This window comes from Rhodococcus sp. NPDC054953 (assembly GCF_053609225.1).
Window position 1 is genome coordinate 1 of sequence record NZ_JBSGXD010000026.1, and the last position, 21,157, is coordinate 21,157.

The window sequence follows — 21,157 nt, forward strand, 5'->3', positions numbered from 1 at the left end:
AAAAAAAAAAAGAATGGGGGGCCGCTGGTGTGGGCTGGTTCCCCCGCGTCGTGGGGCGCGTGCCTACTCGGCCGAGAGGCTGCTCAGCGAGCCGGTGCTGCTGCTGCCGCTGCCGCCGCCGTTGCTGGAGCCCGAGGAGATGTTGTCGAGAGCGTCGAACACCGTGGCCAGACCGCCGAACAGATCCGCGAAATCAGAGGACATGACTTTAACTCCTGGTTTGCTGGTACCTACATTTGTGGACGCCTGGACAAGCGTTCGCGCTATTTGTACACGATGTGACCAGGCTGTGACCAGACCTTCGTTTGGAGATAACGGGCAGCGTCCGCTGTTTGATCGACGTTCGCCCCGGTGCGCCCGGGATGGTGCGGGGTTCCGGATTTAGCCGAGGCCGATCGACCCGAGTCCCACCGAGGATCCGCCGGCGCCGAGGCCGAATTCGATCGAACCGACCCCGATGCCGAAGACCGGCTGCGGCGGGGGCAGTAGCGAGAGCAGGAGGCCGAGCGGGTCCGAGGGCATTTCGATGGACATGTGACTCCTTGGTGTGGGGGAAGTGGGCCCTGACGCGCGTCAGTTGTACAGCAACCCGGGTCGGTCCGGGGTGGAATCGCAGGGCGATCGTAGGGTTGAACATTATTGCGGCACAGCGATATTCGATGTCCGAAGCGGGTCGGGCTGCTGCGGCGGCGGAAAATAACAATCAGGCGTGCTTGATTTTTTCCCGCACCACGGTGATCCTGGACACATCACCGTGGAGGGAGAGGTATGGCGGAACTGGACGCCGTGGTCGCCGACCTGCTCGCCGAGGGGAGCGAGCTGGACGCGATGGTCGATGCACTGGGGGAGGACGGCTGGGCCACCCCGACCCCCGCACCCGGGTGGACCGTCGCGCACCAGATCGGGCACCTCGCCTGGACCGACCGCGCCGCGCTGCTCGCCGTCTCCGACCCGGCCGCCTTCGCTGAGTCGCTGACCGCGGCCTGGGCCGACCCGGCGGGCTTCGTCGATGCCGGGGCGGAGGCGCAGGCGCGGCGCAGGCCCGCCGACCTGCTCGCGGACTGGCGGACCGGACGCGCCGCGCTGGCGCGGGCGCTGACCGAGACGCCGCCCGGTACCAGGCTGCCGTGGTACGGGCCGCCGATGAGCGCAATGTCGATGGCCACCGCCCGACTGATGGAGACCTGGGCGCACGGGCAGGACGTCGCGGCCGCGCTCGGCGTCGAGACCGAACCGACGAGCCGCCTCCGGTCGATCGCGCATCTGGGGGTGCGCACCCGCGACTTCGCGTTCACGGTCCACGAACTGCCCCCGCCTGTCGAGGAGTTCCGGGTCGAGCTGACCGGCCCGGACGGTGCCCTCTGGGTGTGGGGTCCGGACCGCGCGTCGCAGCGGGTGACCGGCCCCGCGCACGACTTCTGCCTGCTGGTGACGCAGCGGGCGCATCCCGACGACCTCGCCCTCGCCGCGGTGGGACCCGACGCGCACACCTGGCTGGGCATCGCCCAGGCGTTCGCCGGCCTGCCCGGTGTCGGGCGCGAACGAAAGGCGCAGCAGTGACCAGCACCATCCGGATCGGCAACTGCTCCGGCTTCTACGGTGACCGGATCTCCGCAGTGCGCGAGATGCTCACCGGTGGCGACCTGGACTACCTGACCGGGGACTATCTCGCCGAGCTGACCATGCTGATCCTCGGCCGAGACCGGCTGAAGGACCCGGGCCTCGGCTACGCCAAGACGTTCCTGCGGCAAATGGAGGACGGTCTCGGTCTTGCGATGGACCGCGGCGTCAAGATCGTCGTCAACGCGGGCGGCCTCAACCCGGCCGGGCTGACCGACCGGCTCCGCGAGCTTGCGGACCGGGTCGGTGTCCCCGCCCGATTCGCGCACGTGGAGGGCGACGACCTGACCGCCCGGGCGGGCGAACTCGGGCTGGGGCAGCCGTTGACCGCCAACGCCTACCTCGGCGCGTGGGGCATCGCCGAGTGCCTCGGCGCGGGCGCCGACGTCGTGGTGACCGGGCGGGTCACCGACGCCTCCGTTGTCGTCGGTCCCGCGGCCCACCACTTCGGCTGGAGCCGAACCGACTACGACCGCCTCGCCGGGGCGGTCGTCGCGGGGCACGTGATCGAGTGCGGCACCCAGGCCACCGGCGGCAACTTCGCGTTCTTCACCGAGATCGCCGACCTGGGCCGACCCGGCTTCCCGATCGCCGAGGTCCGCGCGGACGGCACCTCGGTCATCACCAAGCACGAGGGCACCGGTGGCGCCGTCACGGTGGACACCGTCACCGCGCAGCTGATGTACGAGATCCAGGATGCCCGGTATGCGGGACCCGACGTCACCGCCCGGATCGACAGCGTTGCCCTCACCCAGGTCGGGCCCGACCGGGTCGAGATCTCGGGTGTGCGGGGCGAGGCGCCGCCGCCGCGGCTCAAGGTCTCCCTCAACACGCTCGGCGGGTTCCGCAACGAGATGGCGTTCGTTCTCACCGGACTCGACATCGACGCCAAGGCCGACCTCGCCCGGACCCAACTGGAGGCCTGGCTTCCGGAGCGCCCGGCCGAACTGACCTGGAACCTCGCCCGCCTGGACCGGGAGGACGCGGACACCGAGGAACGGGCGAGCGCGATCCTGCGCTGCGTGGTCCGGGATCCCGACCCGCACCGGGTCGGTCGCGCCTTCTCCAACGTGGCCGTCGAACTCGCGTTGGCCAGCTACCCGGGGTGCACGTTCCTGTCGATGCCCGGCAACGGCGCGCCGTACGGGGTGTACACGCCCGGATACGTCGACGCGCACCAGGTTCCGCACGTCGCGGTGCTTCCCGACGGAGCCCGGTCCGAGATGGCCCCGCCCGACGACACCCTGGCCCTCGCGCCGCTGCCCGACCCGGACCTGCCGCCGCCGCTGCCCGTCGGCGCGACCCGGACCCGGCCGCTCGGCGCCGTCGCGGCCGCCCGCAGCGGGGACAAGGGCGGCAACGCGAACATCGGCGTCTGGGTGCGCACGGACGACCAGTGGCGATGGCTTGCGCACACGCTCACCGTCGACGAGATCCGACGCCTGCTGCCGGAGACCGCGAACCTGACGATCACCCGCACCCTGCTGCCCCGGTTGCGGGCGGTGAACTTCGTGGTCGAAGGCATTCTCGGCATGGGTGTCGCCTATCAGGCCCGCTTCGATCCGCAGGCGAAGGGACTCGCCGAATGGCTGCGCTCGCGGCACGTGCCGATACCCACCGCACTGCTTGACCCGAACGACGCGCAGGAGGCCGCCTCGTGACCGACGCCTGGAACACCCCCGAACGACGTGAACTACGCGAGACCGTACGACGATTCGTCGAGAAGGACGTCCTCCCGCAGCAGGACGCGTGGGAACGCGCCGGGGAGTTGCCCCGGGACCTGCACCGCAGGGCCGCCGAACTCGGCCTGCTCGGGGTCGCGTTCCCCGAGTCGGTCGGCGGTGGCGGCGGCGACCCCGTCGACGCGATCGTGATCTGCGAGGAGATGCACTACGCGGGATGCTCGGGTGGGCTGTTCGCGTCCCTGTTCACCTCCGGGATCGCGCTGCCGCACCTGGTCGCGGCGGGGGACCCCGGTCAGGTCGAGCGGTGGGTGCGGCCCACCCTGGCCGGTGCGGCGATCGGTTCGCTCGCGATTACCGAACCCGGCGGCGGCTCCGATGTCGGCCACCTGACCACCCGGGCGGTCCGCGACGGCGACGACTTCATCGTCAACGGCGCGAAGACGTTCATCACGTCCGGGTGCCGTGCCGACTTCGTCGTGACCGCGGTCCGCACCGGAGGCGACGGCGCAGCCGGGGTGTCGCTGTTGGTGATCGAGAGGGGCACACCGGGATTCACCGTTGCCCGCAAGCTGGAGAAGATGGGCTGGCTCGCCTCGGACACCGCGGAACTGTCCTTCGTCGACTGCCGCGTCCCCTCGGCCAACCTGGTCGGCGCGGAGAACACCGGTTTCGCGCAGATCGCCAAGGCCTTCGTCGCCGAACGGGTCGCCCTCGCAGCGCAGGCGTATTCCAGCGCTCAGCGCTGCCTCGATCTGAGCCTGGACTGGTGCCGGGACCGCGAGACCTTCGGGCGGCCGCTGATCAGCCGCCAGTCGGTGCAGAACACCCTGGCCGAGATGGCACGGAAGGTGGACGTCTCGCGCGTCTACACCCGCTCGATCGTGGATCGCTACACGGCGGGCGACGAGAACGTCCTCGCCGAGGTGTGTTTCGCGAAGAACACCGCGGTCGAGGCGGGGGAGTGGGTCGCGCATCAGGCGGTGCAACTGTTCGGTGGTCTCGGCTACATGCGGGAGAGCGAGGTCGAACGGCAGTACCGCGACATGCGAATCCTCGGAATCGGCGGCGGGACCACCGAGATCATGACGTCCCTTGCCGCAAAGCTGCTCGGATTCCAAGCCTGACACTGAGGGGACAACTGATGACACTGATCGGATCGACGCTCGACACCGCGGGCGAGGGTTTCGTCGCCGCAGCGGAGTCGATGCGGACCAAGCTCGACGAGGTGCAGCGCGAGTTCGACAAGGCGCTCGCCGGCGGCGGAGCCAAGGCCGTGGACCGCCATCACACGCGGGGAAAGCTGTTGGCGCGGGAGCGGATCGAGCTGCTGATCGACGAGGATTCGCCGTTTCTCGAACTGTGCACCCTCGCCGCGTGGGGCAGCGAGTTCCCGGTGGGGGCGAACGTGGTCACCGGCATCGGGGTGATCGAGGGTGTCGAGTGCATGATCGTCGCCAACGACCCCACCTCCCGCGGTGGCGCCAGCAACCCGTGGACGATCAAGAAGAGCTTCCGGATCAACGAGATCGTCGAGCAGAACCGGCTGCCGGTGATTTCCCTTGTCGAGTCCGGGGGTGCCGACCTGCCGACGCAGAAGGAGGTCTTCATTCCCGGCGGGCGGATGTTCCGGGACCTCACCCGTGCGTCGGCAGCGGGAATCCCCACCGTGTCACTGGTGTTCGGCAATTCCACCGCCGGGGGCGCCTACATCCCCGGCATGTCCGACCACGTCGTGATGATCAAGGAACGTTCCAAGGTGTTCCTCGGCGGGCCCCCGCTGGTGAAGATGGCGACCGGCGAGGAGTCCGACGACGAGTCGCTCGGCGGTGCGGAGATGCACGCCCGCACCTCCGGACTCGCCGACCACTACGCACAGGACGAGTACGACGCGATCCGGATCGGCCGCAGCATCGTCCGGCGGCTCAACTGGCGCAAGCAGGGGCCTGCCCCCCGCCGCGAGGTCATCGAACCGCTCCTCGACGCCGAGGACCTGCTCGGCATCGTGCCCACCGACCTGAAGGTGCCGTTCGATCCGCGTGAGGTGATCGCCCGGATCGTCGACGGCTCGGACTTCGACGAGTTCAAGCCGCTGTACGGAAGTTCGCTGGTCACCGGATGGGCCGAACTGCACGGCTATCCGATCGGGATCCTCGCCAACGCGCGCGGGGTGCTGTTCTCGGAGGAGGCCAAGAAGGCCACCCAGTTCATTCAGCTCGCGAACCGGGCGAACACGCCGCTGCTGTTCCTGCACAACACCACCGGGTACATGGTCGGCAAGGAGTACGAGCAGGGCGGCATCATCAAGCACGGCGCGATGATGATCAACGCGGTGTCGAACTCGACCGTCCCGCACATCTCGGTCCTGATGGGCGCCTCCTACGGCGCAGGCCACTACGGCATGTGCGGCCGCGCCTACGATCCGCGCTTTCTGTTCGCCTGGCCGAGCGCGAAGTCCGCGGTGATGGGACCCGCGCAGCTCGCGGGGGTGGTGTCCATGGTGATGCGCGGAAGCGCGGAGGCCAAGGGCGTCCCGTTCGACGAGGACGCGGACAAGGGTATGCGGGCGATGATCGAGGCCCAGATCGAGGCGGAGTCGCTTCCGCTGTTCCTGTCCGGCCGCGTCTACGACGACGGCATCATCGACCCACGCGACACGCGCACCGTGCTGGGAATGTGTCTGTCGGCGATTGCCACCGCCCCGATCGAAGGCACCGCGAACTTCGGTGTCTTCAGAATGTGAGCCACCCGTGACCGTCACCTCCAACGCGATCACCGCCGTCCTCGTGGCGAACCGCGGCGAGATCGCCCGTCGGGTCTTTGCGAGTGCGCGGGCGGCCGGAATCGCCACCGTCGCCGTGTATTCCGACGCCGATGCCGACGCTCCGCACGTCCGGGAGGCGGACGTCGCCGTGCGCCTGCCCGGGAACACTCCCGCCGAGACCTACCTGCGGGCGGAGGCGCTCGTCGCCGCCGCCCTCGCCGCGGGCGCCGACGCGGTGCATCCCGGATACGGATTCCTCTCCGAGAACGCGGAATTCGCCAAGGCCGTCCAGGATGCCGGGCTGACGTGGATCGGACCGCCGGTCAAGGCGATCGAGCTGATGGGCTCGAAGGTGGAGTCGAAGAAGATGATGTCCGCCGCCGGTGTCCCGGTGCTGGCCGAACTCGATCCGGCGCAGGTCACCGACGCCGATCTGCCGGTGTTGGTCAAGGCGTCCGCTGGCGGCGGCGGACGCGGCATGCGGGTGGTGCGGACGCTCGCCGACCTGCCCGGACAGATCGAGGGCGCCCGGGCGGAGGCACGATCCGCGTTCGGCGATCCGACGGTGTTTTGCGAGCGGTATCTCGAGACCGGGCGGCACATCGAGGTGCAGGTGATGGCCGACGGCCACGGCACCGTCTGGGCCGTCGGCGAACGCGAGTGCTCGATCCAGCGTCGCCACCAGAAGGTCGTGGAGGAGGCGCCGTCCCCACTTGTCGAGCGCCTGGAATCGGCAGGAAAGGGCATGCGTGACAGCCTGTTTCAGGCCGCGGTCGACGCCGCATCCGCGATCGGCTATGAGGGCGCAGGCACGGTGGAGTTCCTCGCGGACGAGGCGGGCGGCTTCTACTTCCTCGAGATGAACACCCGGCTGCAGGTCGAGCACCCGGTCACCGAGCTGACCACCGGACTCGACCTGGTGGACCTGCAGTTCCAGGTGGCGTCCGGGACCGCCCTGGACGAGCGGCCCCCCGCCCCGCACGGGCATGCCATCGAGGTCCGGCTGTATGCCGAGGACCCGGCCCGCGACTGGCAGCCGCAGTCCGGGACGATCCACGCCATTGAGATCCCAGGCGTGGACACCGAATTCGGGGTTCCGTCGGATCGGAGGGGGCTGCGGCTGGACTCCGGCGTCGTCGACGGCTCGGTGGTCGGGGTGCACTACGACCCGATGCTCGCCAAGGTCATCGCCTGGGCGCCGACCCGCAGGGATGCGGCGAGCCGGCTGGCGGCGGCGCTGGCCCGGGCGAGGATCCACGGCCTGGTCACCAACCGGGACCTGCTGGTGAACGTGCTGCGGCATCCGGCCTTCCTGGCCGGTGACACCGACACCGCGTTCTTCGACCGGCAGGGTCTGGGCATGCTCGCCGCTCCGCTCGCGACGCAGGCCGCGGAACGGATTTCGGCTCTTGCCGCGGCGCTGGCGCAGGCAGCCGCCAATCGCGCATCGGCACGGGTGATCGGTGCGTTGCCGAGCGGATGGCGCAACGTCCCCTCGCAACGACAGCGCAAGGTGTTCGAGAGTGCAACGTGCACACATGAAGTCGAGTACCGGATCGGGCGGGACGGCGCCCTGGACACCGACGGCGTCGGCGCCGTCGACCTGGTGTCGGCGACCCCGGATCGGGTGGTGCTTGTGGTTGACGGGCTCGGTCGCGCCTTCGACGTGGCGCGCTACGGGGACCTCGTGTGCGTCGATTCGACGCTGGGCGGGTCCGCGTTCCGGGCGGTGCCGCGGTTCGTCGACCCCGCGACCGCGGTTGCCGCCGGGTCGCTGCTCGCCCCGATGCCGGGCACGGTGATCCGGCTCGGCGCCGCGGCCGGGGACCGGGTCACCGCGGGCACCCCGATTTTGTGGCTGGAGGCCATGAAGATGGAGCACACCATCACCGCGCCGGCGGACGGTGTGCTCACCGAACTGAACGTCACCGTCGGCCAGCAGGTCGACGTGGGTGCCGTTCTCGCGATCGTCGACGACACCACCGGGACAGGGGAGTGACGCACATGGGTTTCATCGAGACCGACGAGCAGAGGGAATTGCGGACGGCGGTCGCCAGCCTCGGCGAGCGCTACAACTACGTGGACTACGTGCTGCCGCGGGCCCGCAGGGGTGAGCCGCTCACCGAATTGTGGAACGAGGCGGGCAAACTCGGCTTCCTCGGGGTGAACCTGCCGGAGGAGTACGGCGGCGGGGGTGCGGGCATCTACGAGCTCGCGCTCGTCCAGGAGGAACTGGCCGCGCAGGGCGCGGGTCTGCTGCTCGTCGTCGTGTCCCCGGCGATCTGCGGCACCATCATCGGCAAGTACGGCACCGAGCAGCAGAAGCGGACGTGGCTGACCGCGCTCGCCGACGGCAGCAAGATCATGGCGTTCGGGATCACCGAACCAGATGCGGGCTCGAACTCGCACCAGATCAACACCACCGCACGGCGGGATGGTGACGGGGCGAGCGGAGCGACGGGGGATCAGCGGGACTGGATCCTGTCCGGGAACAAGATCTTCATTTCCGGGGTGGATCAGGCGGACGCCGTCCTGATCGTCGCCCGGACCGAGGACCACAAGACCGGCAAGCTCAAGCCAGCGCTGTTCATTGTTCCCACCGACGCCGCCGGATTCGAGCGGACGCGGATGGACATGGACATCGTCGCACCCGACCACCAGTTCGCCCTGTTTCTCGACGAGGTGCGGCTCCCGGCGGACGCGCTGGTCGGATCCGAGGACGCGGCGCTGATGCAGCTGTTCGCTGGCCTCAACCCGGAACGGATCCTTGGTGCGTCGATGGCGATCGGGATGGGGCGCTACGCCCTGAACGCGGCAACGACGTACGCGAACGAGCGGTCGGTCTGGAAGACGCCGATCGGCGCGCACCAGGGCATCGCGCATCCGCTCGCGCAGTGCAAGATCGAACTCGAGCTCGCGAAGCTGATGATGCAGAAGGCAGCGGTGTTGTACGACAGCGGCGACGACTTCGGTGCCGCGGAGGCCGCGAACATGGCGAAGTACGCGGCGGCGGAGGCGAGCATCAAGTGCCTGGACCAGGCCGTCCAGACGCACGGCGGTGGTGGCCTGACGAAGGAGTACGGGCTGGCCGCCATGCTCGGTGCGGCGCGCATCGCGCGGGTCGCCCCGGTGAGCAGGGAGATGATCCTCAACTTCGTTTCCCAGCATTCCCTCGGGCTGCCGAGGTCGTACTGACGATGGGGACCGAACCGAGCTCCGGGCCGTACATCCGCTACGAGGCGGCGGACGGCTTCGCGACCGTGACCCTGGACTCGCCGCACAACCGGAACGCGATCTCGTCGCGGTTGGTCGGGGAGCTCCGGGAGGCGCTGTCCCGTGCCGCCTCGGACGATTCGGTGCGGGCCGTCGTGCTGGCCCACACCGGGGGGACGTTCTGCGCGGGCGCGGACCTGTCGGAGGCGAGCGGCGCGGCGGAGGCGGCCGACCCGGCGGCGCTTGCCGCCAGGCGCACCACGCAGATGACCGACCTGCTGCGCGCGTTCCTTGAGCTGCCGAAACCGATCGTCGGCCGGATCGACGGCCACGTCCGGGCGGGCGGGATGGGGCTGGTCGGGGCCTGTGACCTGGTCGCGGCAGGCCCGTCTGCGACGTTCGCGCTCACCGAGGCCCGGCTCGGGCTTGCTGCGTCGATCATCTCGCTGACGGTGCTGCCGCGGATGTCGTCGCGTGCGGCGGGCCGCTACTTCCTGACGGGGGAGAAGTTCGGCTCGGCGGAGGCGGCGGCGATCGGGCTGATCACGGCTGCCGCCGAGGACGTCGACGTCGCGGTGGCGGGGTGGTTGGCGGAGTTGGCGCTGGCGTCGCCGCAGGGGCTGGCGGAGTCGAAGCGGTTGACGACGGCGGGGATGCTGGCGGGTTTCGATCGTGGTGCGGCCGGGCTGGCCGCACAGTCCGCGCGGCTGTTCGGCACCCCGGAGGCGATCGAGGGGATGACGGCGTTTCTGCAACGTCGGCCGCCCGCGTGGGCGCCGACCCGATGAGCTGGGGAGGTGGTGACAGCATCGAGCCCGTGCCCGCCGGGCGGCGGACACGGGCTCGATGCTGATTGTGTGGCTTGTCGCCTCAGGCCTTGCCGAAGGCCTCGTTCGCGGCGTCGGCCGAGCCAGCGAAGAAGCTGACGGCGCCGGCGAGGTCGCTGACCGCGCTCGCGAGGTCGGCAACGAAGTCGAGGCCGGGGATGATCTCAGCGGAACCCATGAGTACTCCTAAAGTCTGGATGTAACGGTCGTACAACGCTCGGCCCCCCTCTAGGAGCCGACTCATTCGTACCGCAGGGCAATTTGTGATTGCAATGTGATCTACATCCGGAAACGTGGAGTTTCCCTGTGTGTTACATAGGGCCGCTCGGAAGGGGCGAGGTAACCGATGCGTGAACCGCAACAGGACCGCAGCAGGCTGACGCGGCAGCGGTTGCTCGAAGCAGCGATCGACTGCCTCGCAGAACAGGGCTGGGCCGCAACCACCGTCGGCGTGGTCGCCGCGCGCGCCGGCGTCTCGCGCGGGGCCGCACAGCATCACTTCCCGACCCGTGAGGACCTCATCACCGGCGCGCTGGAGTTCATGTTCGATTCCCGGATGCAGCAGGCGCGCGACGAGGCGGTGGACCTGCCCGTCGGTGCGGGACGGACCGCCGCGGTGGTCGGCCGCCTGGTCGACTACTACACCGGCACCCTCTTCAAGGCGGCGCTGCAGGTGTGGACGGCGGCGTCGTCGGACCCGGCCCTGCGCGAGCGGGTGCTGCCGCTGGAGGAACGGTTCGGCCGCACCGCGCACCGGGTCGCGGTCGACCAGCTCGGCGTCGACGGCTCCGACCCACGCGTCCGGTCGCTGGTGCAGGCGACCCTTGACCTCGCGCGCGGGCTCGGGCTCGCCGACATCCTGACCGACGATTCGGGTCGCAGGCGGGACATCGTCCGCAGCTGGTCCGAGCAACTCGACGCCGCGCTGGCGGATGCGTCCACGACGCGCACCCCGCGCCCGAGCTGACCGCGGCACGTCGACCCGCGCGATCGGCCCGAGCCCCATAGGATGTCCATTTCGAGGGGTTCGCGTGTGTGTGCGCCGCACCGGCGCCGGCGAGGCGGAGGACACGGACCGATGGACCAGCTGACTCCCACCGATGCGACGCACATCCTGGTCGAGACGGGTGCGCACGTCTCACGGATCGTCGACGCGTACATCTTCGACCCCGACGGGCTGCCCGCGGATCTCGATCTCGACGCGGTGCTGGCGTGGGTCGGGCCCCGGATCCGTCACTCGCCGATGTTTCGCAGCCGGATCCGGCGCTACCCGGCCGACGTCGACCTCCCCTACTGGCAGCCGGATCCCAACTTCGATCTGCGTGCCCACGTCGCGGTCGAGGCGGCCCCCGGTCCCGGCTGGCCCGCGGTGCGGGACCGGATCGCCGAACTCTGCCGGACCCGGGTTCCACTGGAGCGTCCGCCGTGGTCACTGCTGGTGATCACCGGCGTCACCGGGGTCGATGGCGTGCCCGACGGTGCCTGCGTCGTGGTGTTCAAGGTCCACCACGCGGTGGGCGACGGGGTGGAGGTCGTCGCGCTGGCCCGCGACCTGTTCGCCCCCGAGCCGCCCGCGCCGGGCGCGTTGCCCGCGGCGGTGTCGCCCGGGGGCGCCGCCGCGCGGGCGGTGCTGCGGCTGCCGGTGGTCGTGTTCCGGTTCGCCCGCGGCGGCGTGCGGGCCCAGATCCTGACGCGGGCTGCCCAGCGGGCGGCGGCGCGCGGCGAGGTGAGCGCGCCGCGCTGGCGGTGGCCGTCGACCCGATTTAACCGCAGGCCCGGTCCGGGATTCGCGTTCGACGCGGTCAGCGTCGACCTCGACGAGATCGACCGGATCCGCTCCCGACTGCCCGGCGTCACCGTCACCGAGGTCGTGTCCGAGGTGATCGGGGACGCGATGGTCACCTATCTGCGCGAGCACGGCGAGCAGCCGCCCGCGTCCCTCGGCGGCAAGGTGGCGTTGTCGATGCGGGGGACGCTCGCGAGCCGGTCCCGCAACAACTTCGTGGTGCTGTCGGTGGACCTGCACACCGACCTCGCGGACCGCGTCCGGAGGGTGGCCGCGATCCACGAGTCGATGACGGCGGAGAAGGTCAGGTTCCGGCATCCGGCGATCGCGGAACTGTCCGCGGTGCTCGACTCCGCTCCCGCGCCCTACGTGCGCAGGCTGCAGGCGGTGGGGTCCCGACTGCCGATCGGGGAGGGGGACACCGTCGCGCTCGGCAACACGATGATCTCCAACGTCCCGCGCCGGGCGGAGGGGGTGCGGTTCTTCGGGAGTCGGGTGATCGGCGGGTTCGGGATCCTCGGGATCGGCGCAGGCTCGTGCCTGAACCACTACATCGTGTCCACCGGTCGGACGCTGACGGTGACCTTCGCCGTCGACCCGGACCGGATGCCCGACATCGACCGGTACGCGGCGCTGCTGCGCGGCTCGTTCCGGGAACTGGCCGCGGCGGCCGCCCGCGTGGAGACCCACCCGGTCGAGCCGCCGCTTTGACCTGTCGCGGCGGCGGCGGGTATCGTTGTGGGTCGTGCCTGGACGTATCGGGCCGATTTGTGTGCCTAGCGAGGCAATGCCGCGCGCGTAGCCGTGTCTCCCGAGACCGAGTTGCGAGCATCCGGCTGCCTGCGTGGGGGTATGCGACACGCCCGACCTCGTGGTCGAGGAACGGGTGAGGAGCAGCGTTTTCTTGCTCCAACTGCTGGATCCCTGAATACACAAACGCCAGGTTGCCTCCGGGTAAACGGCGAAGAAGAAGAAAGCCGGTATATGCCAACCATCAACCAGCTGGTCCGCAAGGGGCGGCGCGACAAGCCGTCGAAGCAGAAGACCGCTGCACTGAAGGGCAGCCCGCAGCGTCGTGGCGTGTGCACCCGCGTGTACACCACGACCCCGAAGAAGCCGAACTCCGCGCTGCGTAAGGTCGCCCGCGTGCGCCTGACCAGCTCCGTCGAGGTCACCGCGTACATCCCCGGTGAGGGTCACAACCTGCAGGAGCACTCGATGGTGCTCGTCCGCGGCGGTCGTGTGAAGGACCTCCCGGGTGTTCGCTACAAGATCATCCGCGGCTCGCTTGACACCCAGGGTGTCAAGAACCGCAAGCAGGCTCGTAGCCGCTACGGCGCGAAGAAGGAGAAGGGCTGATGCCTCGTAAGGGTCCCGCTCCCAAGCGGCCGCTCGTCGCGGATCCGGTCTACGGTTCGCCGCTGGTCACCCAGCTCGTCAACAAGATCCTGCTGGACGGCAAGAAGTCCACTGCGGAGCGCATCGTCTACGGTGCCCTCGAGCAGGCTCGGGAGAAGACCGGCACCGATCCGGTCGTCACCCTCAAGCGCGCGCTGGACAACGTCAAGCCCGCCCTCGAGGTCCGCAGCCGCCGCGTCGGTGGCGCCACCTACCAGGTGCCGGTCGAGGTTCGTCCGGGTCGGTCCACCACGCTGGCGCTGCGCTGGCTGGTGACCTTCTCCCGCGCGCGTCGCGAGAAGACGATGGTCGATCGCCTCGCCAACGAGCTCCTGGATGCCAGCAATGGCCTGGGTGCTGCCGTGAAGCGTCGCGAGGACACGCACAAGATGGCTGAAGCCAACAAGGCGTTCGCGCACTACCGCTGGTGATTCGACACCGGGCGGCACCTCAACGGGTGCCGCCCGGGCGTCGTCACTGCAGTGTCGGGTCCGATCAGGGCCGGCTGCGAATACAAGAAAACGTGGTCCGGTAGGGCCGACACGAGCTACGAGCGGGGAAGAATCCTGTGGCACAGGAAGTGCTGACCGACCTGAACAAGGTCCGCAACATCGGCATCATGGCGCACATCGACGCCGGCAAGACCACCACGACCGAGCGCATCCTCTTCTACACCGGTGTGAACTACAAGATCGGTGAGACCCACGACGGTGCGTCGACGACGGACTGGATGGAGCAGGAGAAGGAGCGTGGTATCACCATCACCTCCGCCGCCGTCACCTGCTTCTGGAACAAGAACCAGATCAACATCATCGACACCCCCGGCCACGTCGACTTCACGGTCGAGGTCGAGCGGTCGCTGCGCGTCCTCGACGGCGCCGTCGCGGTGTTCGACGGCAAGGAGGGCGTCGAGCCCCAGTCCGAGCAGGTCTGGCGCCAGGCTGCCAAGTACGACGTTCCGCGCATCTGCTTCGTCAACAAGATGGACAAGATGGGCGCGGACTTCTACTTCACCGTGCAGACCATCATCGACCGTCTCGGCGCGAAGCCGCTGGTCCTGCAGCTGCCGATCGGCGCCGAGGACGACTTCGACGGCGTCGTCGACCTCGTCGAGATGAAGGCCATCACCTGGCGCGGCGTTGTGCCGACCGGTACCGAGCCGACCATCGAGGAGATCCCCGCGGACCTGGCCGACAAGGCCGCCGAGTACCGCGAGAAGCTGCTCGAGACGGTCGCCGAGTCCGACGAAGCGCTCATGGAGAAGTACTTCGGCGGCGAGGAGCTCACCGTCGAGGAGATCAAGGGCGCCATCCGCAAGATGACGGTCAACTCCGAGCTGTACCCGGTGCTGTGTGGTTCCGCGTTCAAGAACAAGGGCGTTCAGCCCATGCTCGACGCGGTCATCGACTACCTGCCGAACCCCCTCGACATCGGCGAGGTGCACGGGCACGCGCTGAACAACGAGGAGGAGGAGCTTACCCGCAAGCCGAGCAAGGAGGAGCCGTTCTCGGCTCTCGCCTTCAAGATTGCGGCGCACCCGTTCTTCGGCAAGCTGACCTTCGTTCGCGTCTACTCCGGCCGGATCGATCCGGGCGCCCAGGTGCTCAACGCCACCAAGGGCAAGAAGGAGCGCATCGGCAAGCTCTTCCAGATGCACGCCAACAAGGAGAACCCGGTCGACGAGGCCGTCGCGGGCCACATCTACGCGATGATCGGCCTGAAGGACACCACCACCGGTGACACCCTGTGCGATCAGGCCAACCCGATCGTCCTCGAGTCGATGAGCTTCCCGGACCCGGTCATCCAGGTCTCCATCGAGCCCAAGACCAAGTCCGATCAGGAGAAGCTGGGCACCGCGATCCAGAAGCTCGCCGAAGAGGACCCGACCTTCTCCGTCGAGCTCGACGAGGAGACCGGCCAGACCGTCATCGGCGGCATGGGCGAGCTGCACCTCGACATCCTCGTCGACCGCATGCGTCGCGAGTTCAAGGTCGAGGCCAACGTCGGCAAGCCGCAGGTCGCGTACCGCGAGACCATCACCAAGACGGTCGAGAAGCACGAGTTCACCCACAAGAAGCAGACCGGTGGTTCCGGTCAGTTCGCGAAGGTGATCATCGCGCTCGAGCCGTACCTCGGCGAGGAGGGCGAGTCCTACGCCTTCGAGAACAAGGTCTCCGGTGGCCGCGTTCCGCGTGAGTACATCCCCTCCGTCGACCACGGTGCGCAGGACGCGATGCAGTACGGCGTGCTCGCCGGCTACCCGCTGGTGAACCTGAAGCTGACGCTGCTCGACGGCGCGTACCACGACGTCGACTCCTCGGAAATGGCCTTCAAGGTTGCCGGTTCGCAGGCGCTGAAGGAAGCCGCCCGCAAGGCAGGCCCGGTCATTCTCGAACCCATCATGGCTGTCGAGGTCACCACGCCCGAGGATTACATGGGCGACGTGATCGGCGACCTCAACTCCCGCCGTGGCCAGATCCAGGCCATGGAGGAACGCAGTGGTGCCCGTGTCGTCAAGGCGCTGGTTCCGCTCTCGGAGATGTTCGGCTACATCGGCGACCTGCGGTCGAAGACCCAGGGTCGCGCGAACTTCTCCATGGTGTTCGATTCCTACGCAGAGGTTCCCGCGAACGTCTCGAAGGAAATCATCGCCAAGGCGACCGGCGAGTAACCTCGGTCTCGTCGACCGCAGTACGACCAAAGTAATAACAACCGCACTGCTGCATACCGCAAGCACAATCAGTCCAGGAGGACACCAGTGGCGAAGGCGAAGTTCGAGCGGACCAAGCCGCACGTGAACATCGGCACCATCGGTCACGTCGACCACGGCAAGACCACCACCACGGCTGCGATCACCAAGGTGCTGGCCGACAAGTACCCGGACCTGAACGAGAGCTTCGCTTTCGATCAGATCGACAAGGCGCCTGAGGAGAAGGCTCGTGGTATCACGATCAACATCTCCCACGTCGAGTACCAGACGGAGAAGCGCCACTACGCTCACGTCGACGCTCCGGGTCACGCCGACTACATCAAGAACATGATCACCGGCGCTGCCCAGATGGACGGCGCGATCCTGGTCGTGGCCGCCACCGACGGCCCGATGCCGCAGACCCGCGAGCACGTGCTGCTCGCCCGCCAGGTCGGCGTGCCCTACATCCTCGTCGCCCTGAACAAGGCCGACATGGTCGACGACGAGGAAATCCTCGAGCTCGTCGAGATGGAGGTCCGCGAGCTGCTGGCAGGCCAGGAGTTCGACGAGAACGCTCCGGTCATCCCGATCTCGGCGCTCAAGGCGCTCGAGGGCGACGCCAAGTGGGTCAAGTCCATCGAGGACCTGATGGCTGCCGTCGACGAGTCCATCCCGGACCCGGTTCGTGAGACCGACAAGCCGTTCCTGATGCCGGTCGAGGACGTCTTCACGATCACCGGTCGTGGCACCGTCGTCACCGGCCGCATCGAGCGTGGCGTCGTCAACGTGAACGAGGAAGTCGAGATCGTCGGCATCCGCCCGGAGACCACCAAGACCACGGTCACCGGCATCGAGATGTTCCGCAAGCTGCTCGACCAGGGCCAGGCGGGCGACAACGTCGGCCTGCTCGTCCGCGGCATCAAGCGCGAGGACGTGGAGCGCGGCCAGGTCGTCATCAAGCCGGGCACCACCACCCCGCACACGGAGTTCGAGGGCCAGGCGTACATCCTGTCGAAGGACGAGGGCGGCCGCCACACCCCGTTCTTCAACAACTACCGCCCGCAGTTCTACTTCCGTACCACGGACGTGACGGGCGTCGTGACCCTGCCCGAGGGCACCGAGATGGTCATGCCCGGTGACAACACCGAGATGTCCGTCGTGCTGATCCAGCCGGTCGCCATGGACGAGGGCCTGCGCTTCGCGATCCGCGAGGGTGGCCGTACCGTCGGCGCCGGTCGCGTCACGAAGATTGTCAAGTAGGCACCGCCTACGGGATCGTCAAGTGATTTCACCCTTCACGGTGAACGCTTGCTGATCTGAGCAAGTACACGCCGAACGGCGTCCACCCCTCGGGGTGGGCGCCGTTCGGCGTTTCCGGGTATCGCGGCGCCGGGGTATCGCGGTCGTGGCGGGGGTCGCGATGGGGACCCTCCCCTCGATCCTCCCGAGTGAACGGAAGCGTTCAGTCGATGAGATCGAATGAATGTTCCGTTCGCTCGAGGGGGGACCGGGTCAGCGGTCGGTGGGGTCGAGGTGGAGCAGCACCTGCGTCGCGACCGGCGCGCCAGGCAGGGCGGCGGCCATCGACCGGGCCATCGCCTCCGCGCTGCGGGTGAAGTCGACGACGTCGACGGTGGGGTCGGCGACGACCGTCACCAGGAGCGTCGCGAGTCCGCGGTCGTCGACCGCGGTCGACCGGACGGTGCGCACCCCGTCGAGGGCGGCCAACTCGTCCGCCAACCCGACCGCGAGCGGGCCCAGGTCCACGGACAGGTCGGCTTCGGCCACCCCGCCGGGGAACACCGGCATCGTCTCCGGACGGCCCCGACGCAGGTTGACCACCAGCAGGACCAGCCCGCCGAGCAGCGCGATGACGGCGGTCGTGGCGAGCATGGTTGGCCACCACGACTCGTCCGGCACGGCCGCGAGTCGCGCCCGGTCGACGCGCCGCACCGCCGCGCGAGCCCAGTCGACATCGAATGCCCAGGCCAGGGTCAGCCCGCTGGCGGCGAGCAGCACACAGCCCGCGGCGAGCGCCACCAGTCGGTCGAGGACCGAGGTCCGGCGCCTCACGATCTCACCCGCCCGATCCTGACCCGCAGTTCACGCGGCGACGCGACCGCGTCGAGCGACGGTCCGACGGACTCCCGCACACACCGGTCAAGTTCGACGTCCGGCACCGCACCGTCCGGGGCGACGTGCACGGTGACCCGGCGACGGTCCACGATGGTCCGCACCGCGGCGACGCCGGCGACGGTCCCGGCGCGAGCGCTGCACATGCGCGCCACGTCCGTCGGGCGCAGCCACACCGTTCCACCCGCGCCCAGCGGAAGATGGGTCCGGGTCCGGGGCGTGAGCGACACGAAGACGAGCAGCGCCCCGAGGACGACGCCGAGCGCCGCCGCGGCGGCCATCCACGCCTGCCAGTGCAGATCCGCGACCCAGGACACCGAATTGCGCAGCCATGCGGCCGGGGCGATCACCTCCTTCGCGATGAGGAACTCCCGCCCGGCAACCACCGCCACCCCGATCAGCAGGACCGCGGCGATCACCGCAACGACCGCGGCGTCCGGGCGGGCCAACGGCTCCCTGGACGGCACCGGGGCGAGGAGGCCCGCGTGGTCGTCGGCCAGTTGGCGCGCGTCCACCCCGGTGTCGCGGTCGTCCGCGCCCCGCGGCACCGCCTCGGCGACCACGATGTGCAGGCGGTCGAGCATCAGCCCGGTCAGGGTCTCGACCCGCTCGGTGACCGCGTAGTGCACCTCCCGCGACAGCATCGCGACCGGACTCGGCCACGCCACCGCCAGGTACAGCGTCACCGCGACCGAGCCGCCCTCGGCGGTGACCTCGGCGCGGGGGAGGTCCCGCCCCGGCAACGTGAGCAGGCCGCCGGACCGGCGCACCACACCCGGCACCGACAGCGCGGCCGCGGCGGCGATCTTGGAGATCGCCCGGTCCTTGACGGTCAGTCGGCCCCGGACGCCGCGTTCGAGTTCGAGGTCGGTCGGTGCCCGATCCGGCGTCGCCGGGGGACGGCCGTCAGCCACGACCGCGGCTCCGCAGCAACGCACCGAGATCGAAGTGGCCGTCGCGGTGCGCGCCGACCGCCATCCCCAGTGCGCCGAGCATCACCGCGAACACGAATCCGGCGAAACCGCCGAGGATTCCGGCGAGGGCGAGCAGCAGCCCCGCGATCAGGCCGACGACCGTGCTGTTCATCGCGAGGTCCCTTCCGTGGTGGCGGACGCGGTGTCGTCGGCGACGTCGGCGACGGTGACCGTGACCGGGACGCCGACCAGCGGCCCGACCGTCCGGTGCACGGCGGCCGCGACATCGACGACGTTGTGCGGGTAGGCGACGACGACGTGCACCTCGCACCCGGTGTCGGTGATCCGCACCCCCAGCAGTCGCCTGCCGGGCAGGTAGGTGGCGATCTCACCGAACCGGCCGCCGTGCAGTGCCGCCACGCCGGGAACCGTACACACCTGGGCGGCAACGAATTCCGCGTCGTCGACGTCGTTCACTGCACCCTCGGGCGACTGTCGGTGTCGCCGGTCGCATCCTCGTCGAACAGCACCACGTCGTAGACGGTGATGTTGACCTCGGTGACCTCCAGTCCGGTCATCTGCTCGACCGCGGCGATCACATTGCGCCGGATCCCGGCCGCCAGTTCGTGCAGCGCGACGCCGTACTCGGCGACGATGCCGATGTCGATCGCGGCCTGCTTCTCACCGACCTCCACCGCGACGCCCTGCCCGTGATTGACCCGGGCGCCGGGGATCCGGTCGCGCAGCGCGCCGACGACCCGCGCGGTGCCACCGCCAACATCGAACACGCCGCTGATTTCCCTGGTCGCGATTCCCGCGATCTTCGCGACCACCGCGTCCGCGATGATCGTGCGCCCCTGGGACCCGACCAGCTCGGTCGAGGCCGCGGTAGCAAAGCGCGGCTCGGCCCGCGGCGCGTGGGCAGGGGGATCGGTGCGCCCGGATTCGCTCATCACACGTCAACACTAGGACGTGCAGGCCGGATCTGTCCGCAGGCGATCCGGCTCGGATGGGCGCCCACCGCGCTGTGAGTCCGATCACCTACGGTGGAGCGCACTGCCCAGGGCAGGCGACATGGACGGAGGACGGGGTAGATGGGGGACACACGGGCGGCGTGCCCGGGCAGGCAACGGCGTCGGCGTGGCGGTGTCACGGCGCTGACGATGCTGACGGTGCTGTGCCTGGCACTGGCGATCGCCTGCGGCGCTCTGGTGTGGCAGCATCGCGGCGTCGCCGCGGACGAGACGGCGCGACGGCAGGCGATGGCGGCGGCGGAGCGGACCGCGATGAACCTTGCCACCGTCGATCACACCCATGCCCGCAGCGATGTCGACCGGGTGCTGGCCGGGGCCACCGGCGACTTCCGCGACCAGTTCGCCGAGAGTGCGGACTCGTTCGTGTCGGTCGTCGAGGACACCGAGGTCACCACCGTCGCGGACCGCGCCGATGCGGCCGTCGAGTCCTGGCAGGGTGATCACGGCACGGTGCTCGTGCAGGTCGCCTCGACGGTGACGAACCGGACCGCACCGGAGCCGCAGTCCCGGGTGTGGCGGCTGCGGATGACGATGGACCGGGTCGGTGAGGGATACAAGACCGCACACCTGGAGTACGTCGCGTGAGGGGGCGGATGACCCGCGGGGTGTGGCTGCTCGCCGTCCTCGCCGTGATCCTCGCCGTGGCGGCGGTGGCCCTGTACGTCCGCCTCTACCGGGCGGATCAGCGGACCGGGGACGCGGTGCGGGCCGAGGTCGCGCAGGTTGCCGCCGACGGGGCGGCGGCGTTGCTGAGTTACACGCCCGAGACTGTCGCGGCCGACATGTACGCGGCGACGCAGCGACTGACCGGTGACTTCCGCGAGTACTACAGCCGCCTCACCGACGCCACGATCGTTCCCACCGCGCGGGCGGAGAAGATCACCACCACCGCGACCGCGGTCGATTCCGGGATCGGGTCGCTCAGCGCCGACCGGGCCGACGCGCTCGTGTTCCTGAAACAGGTCACCAGCACCGAGGCGACACCGGATCCGGTGACCGCGACGGTAGGTGCGCGGGTCAGCCTGACCAGCGTCGATGGGGAGTGGCTGATCTCGGGGCTGGAGATCTCCTGAGGACCTGGCACTACTGGAACGTGT

General features: G+C 69.3%; 23 protein-coding genes. 15 read left to right on the top strand and 8 right to left on the bottom strand.

What is annotated here, in order from left to right:
• Positions 1-63: 63 nt before the first annotated feature.
• Both ACWF62_RS16735 and ACWF62_RS16740 read right to left on the bottom strand, forming a co-directional pair.
• Positions 64-204 carry a hypothetical protein gene (locus tag ACWF62_RS16735; RefSeq protein ID WP_378508160.1) on the bottom strand — a complete coding sequence of 47 codons (141 nt, stop codon included), beginning with the start codon at positions 202-204 and terminating at the stop codon, positions 64-66.
• Positions 205-381: 177 nt separating this feature from the next.
• Entirely contained in the window at positions 382-534 is a 153-nt protein-coding gene (locus tag ACWF62_RS16740) for a hypothetical protein (protein ID WP_378508159.1), read from the bottom strand.
• Between the two features lie 234 nt (positions 535-768).
• Here ACWF62_RS16740 and ACWF62_RS16745 point away from each other — a divergent pair, with 234 nt between their 5' ends.
• The 7 genes from ACWF62_RS16745 (at position 769) to ACWF62_RS16775 (ending at position 10,067) form a co-directional block, all read left to right on the top strand.
• Positions 769-1,560, top strand: a complete 792-nt coding sequence (locus tag ACWF62_RS16745; RefSeq protein ID WP_378508158.1) for a TIGR03084 family metal-binding protein — start codon at positions 769-771, stop codon at positions 1,558-1,560.
• A gap of 65 nt (positions 1,561-1,625) precedes the next feature.
• Positions 1,626-3,281, top strand: coding sequence for an acyclic terpene utilization AtuA family protein (locus tag ACWF62_RS16750; RefSeq protein WP_378508270.1), 1,656 nt, complete (start codon positions 1,626-1,628; stop codon positions 3,279-3,281).
• Positions 3,278-4,429, top strand: coding sequence for an acyl-CoA dehydrogenase family protein (locus ACWF62_RS16755; RefSeq protein ID WP_378508157.1), 1,152 nt, complete (start codon positions 3,278-3,280; stop codon positions 4,427-4,429). Before ACWF62_RS16750 ends, ACWF62_RS16755 begins: the two co-directional genes overlap by 4 nt.
• Positions 4,430-4,446: 17 nt before the next feature.
• Positions 4,447-6,045: an acyl-CoA carboxylase subunit beta gene (locus tag ACWF62_RS16760; RefSeq protein WP_378508156.1), complete on the top strand. Its 1,599-nt coding sequence runs from the start codon at positions 4,447-4,449 to the stop codon at positions 6,043-6,045.
• A 7-nt stretch (positions 6,046-6,052) separates the two neighbouring features.
• Positions 6,053-8,065: an ATP-binding protein gene (locus ACWF62_RS16765; RefSeq protein ID WP_378508155.1), complete on the top strand. Its 2,013-nt coding sequence runs from the start codon at positions 6,053-6,055 to the stop codon at positions 8,063-8,065.
• 5 nt (positions 8,066-8,070) lie between these two features.
• The gene (locus ACWF62_RS16770) at positions 8,071-9,261 is read left to right on the top strand and encodes an acyl-CoA dehydrogenase family protein (protein WP_452630670.1); all 1,191 of its coding nucleotides are present in this window, start codon (positions 8,071-8,073) and stop codon (positions 9,259-9,261) included.
• Between the two features lie 2 nt (positions 9,262-9,263).
• The gene (locus tag ACWF62_RS16775) at positions 9,264-10,067 is read left to right on the top strand and encodes an enoyl-CoA hydratase family protein (protein WP_452630672.1); all 804 of its coding nucleotides are present in this window, start codon (positions 9,264-9,266) and stop codon (positions 10,065-10,067) included.
• A gap of 82 nt (positions 10,068-10,149) precedes the next feature.
• Here the strand turns inward: ACWF62_RS16775 and ACWF62_RS16780 are convergent, their stop codons facing one another.
• Positions 10,150-10,284 (bottom strand): hypothetical protein, encoded by a 135-nt coding sequence (locus ACWF62_RS16780; RefSeq protein WP_452630674.1) that lies wholly within the window; start codon positions 10,282-10,284, stop codon positions 10,150-10,152.
• A gap of 168 nt (positions 10,285-10,452) precedes the next feature.
• On the opposite strand from ACWF62_RS16780, the gene ACWF62_RS16785 reads away from it, so the two are divergent.
• The 6 genes from ACWF62_RS16785 (at position 10,453) to tuf (ending at position 17,239) form a co-directional block, all read left to right on the top strand.
• Positions 10,453-11,073: a TetR/AcrR family transcriptional regulator gene (locus ACWF62_RS16785; protein ID WP_378508151.1), complete on the top strand. Its 621-nt coding sequence runs from the start codon at positions 10,453-10,455 to the stop codon at positions 11,071-11,073.
• 111 nt (positions 11,074-11,184) lie between these two features.
• Positions 11,185-12,603 (top strand): wax ester/triacylglycerol synthase domain-containing protein, encoded by a 1,419-nt coding sequence (locus ACWF62_RS16790; protein WP_452630675.1) that lies wholly within the window; start codon positions 11,185-11,187, stop codon positions 12,601-12,603.
• A gap of 273 nt (positions 12,604-12,876) precedes the next feature.
• Positions 12,877-13,251: a 30S ribosomal protein S12 gene (gene rpsL, locus ACWF62_RS16795; protein WP_345349761.1), complete on the top strand. Its 375-nt coding sequence runs from the start codon at positions 12,877-12,879 to the stop codon at positions 13,249-13,251.
• On the top strand, positions 13,251-13,721 hold the full coding sequence (gene rpsG / locus ACWF62_RS16800) for a 30S ribosomal protein S7 (protein ID WP_378508149.1): 471 nt from the start codon (positions 13,251-13,253) through the stop codon (positions 13,719-13,721). Before rpsL ends, rpsG begins: the two co-directional genes overlap by 1 nt.
• A gap of 137 nt (positions 13,722-13,858) precedes the next feature.
• Positions 13,859-15,961 (top strand): elongation factor G, encoded by a 2,103-nt coding sequence (gene fusA / locus ACWF62_RS16805; RefSeq protein ID WP_378508148.1) that lies wholly within the window; start codon positions 13,859-13,861, stop codon positions 15,959-15,961.
• 87 nt (positions 15,962-16,048) lie between these two features.
• Positions 16,049-17,239 carry an elongation factor Tu gene (gene tuf, locus ACWF62_RS16810; protein WP_378508147.1) on the top strand — a complete coding sequence of 397 codons (1,191 nt, stop codon included), beginning with the start codon at positions 16,049-16,051 and terminating at the stop codon, positions 17,237-17,239.
• A gap of 252 nt (positions 17,240-17,491) precedes the next feature.
• Here tuf and ACWF62_RS16815 read toward each other — a convergent pair whose 3' ends face one another.
• The 5 genes from ACWF62_RS16815 to ACWF62_RS16835 are packed head-to-tail and all read right to left on the bottom strand — an operon-like array spanning position 17,492 to position 19,979.
• A complete protein-coding gene (locus ACWF62_RS16815; protein ID WP_452630676.1) occupies positions 17,492-18,052 on the bottom strand; it encodes a hypothetical protein in 561 nt (186 codons plus the stop codon).
• The gene (locus ACWF62_RS16820; RefSeq protein WP_452630677.1) at positions 18,049-19,026 is read right to left on the bottom strand and encodes an Asp23/Gls24 family envelope stress response protein; all 978 of its coding nucleotides are present in this window, start codon (positions 19,024-19,026) and stop codon (positions 18,049-18,051) included. Before ACWF62_RS16820 ends, ACWF62_RS16815 begins: the two co-directional genes overlap by 4 nt.
• On the bottom strand, positions 19,019-19,198 hold the full coding sequence (locus ACWF62_RS16825) for a DUF2273 domain-containing protein (RefSeq protein WP_378508144.1): 180 nt from the start codon (positions 19,196-19,198) through the stop codon (positions 19,019-19,021). The genes ACWF62_RS16820 and ACWF62_RS16825 overlap by 8 nt, the downstream gene beginning before the upstream one ends.
• Positions 19,195-19,503 (bottom strand): Asp23/Gls24 family envelope stress response protein, encoded by a 309-nt coding sequence (locus ACWF62_RS16830; RefSeq protein WP_378508143.1) that lies wholly within the window; start codon positions 19,501-19,503, stop codon positions 19,195-19,197. Before ACWF62_RS16830 ends, ACWF62_RS16825 begins: the two co-directional genes overlap by 4 nt.
• A complete protein-coding gene (locus tag ACWF62_RS16835; RefSeq protein WP_378508142.1) occupies positions 19,500-19,979 on the bottom strand; it encodes an Asp23/Gls24 family envelope stress response protein in 480 nt (159 codons plus the stop codon). Before ACWF62_RS16835 ends, ACWF62_RS16830 begins: the two co-directional genes overlap by 4 nt.
• 141 nt (positions 19,980-20,120) lie before the next feature.
• On the opposite strand from ACWF62_RS16835, the gene ACWF62_RS16840 reads away from it, so the two are divergent.
• Positions 20,121-20,645 carry a hypothetical protein gene (locus ACWF62_RS16840; RefSeq protein WP_452630678.1) on the top strand — a complete coding sequence of 175 codons (525 nt, stop codon included), beginning with the start codon at positions 20,121-20,123 and terminating at the stop codon, positions 20,643-20,645.
• Between the two features lie 8 nt (positions 20,646-20,653).
• The gene (locus ACWF62_RS16845) at positions 20,654-21,133 is read left to right on the top strand and encodes a twin-arginine translocation pathway signal (RefSeq protein WP_378508140.1); all 480 of its coding nucleotides are present in this window, start codon (positions 20,654-20,656) and stop codon (positions 21,131-21,133) included.
• Positions 21,134-21,157 lie beyond the last annotated feature (24 nt).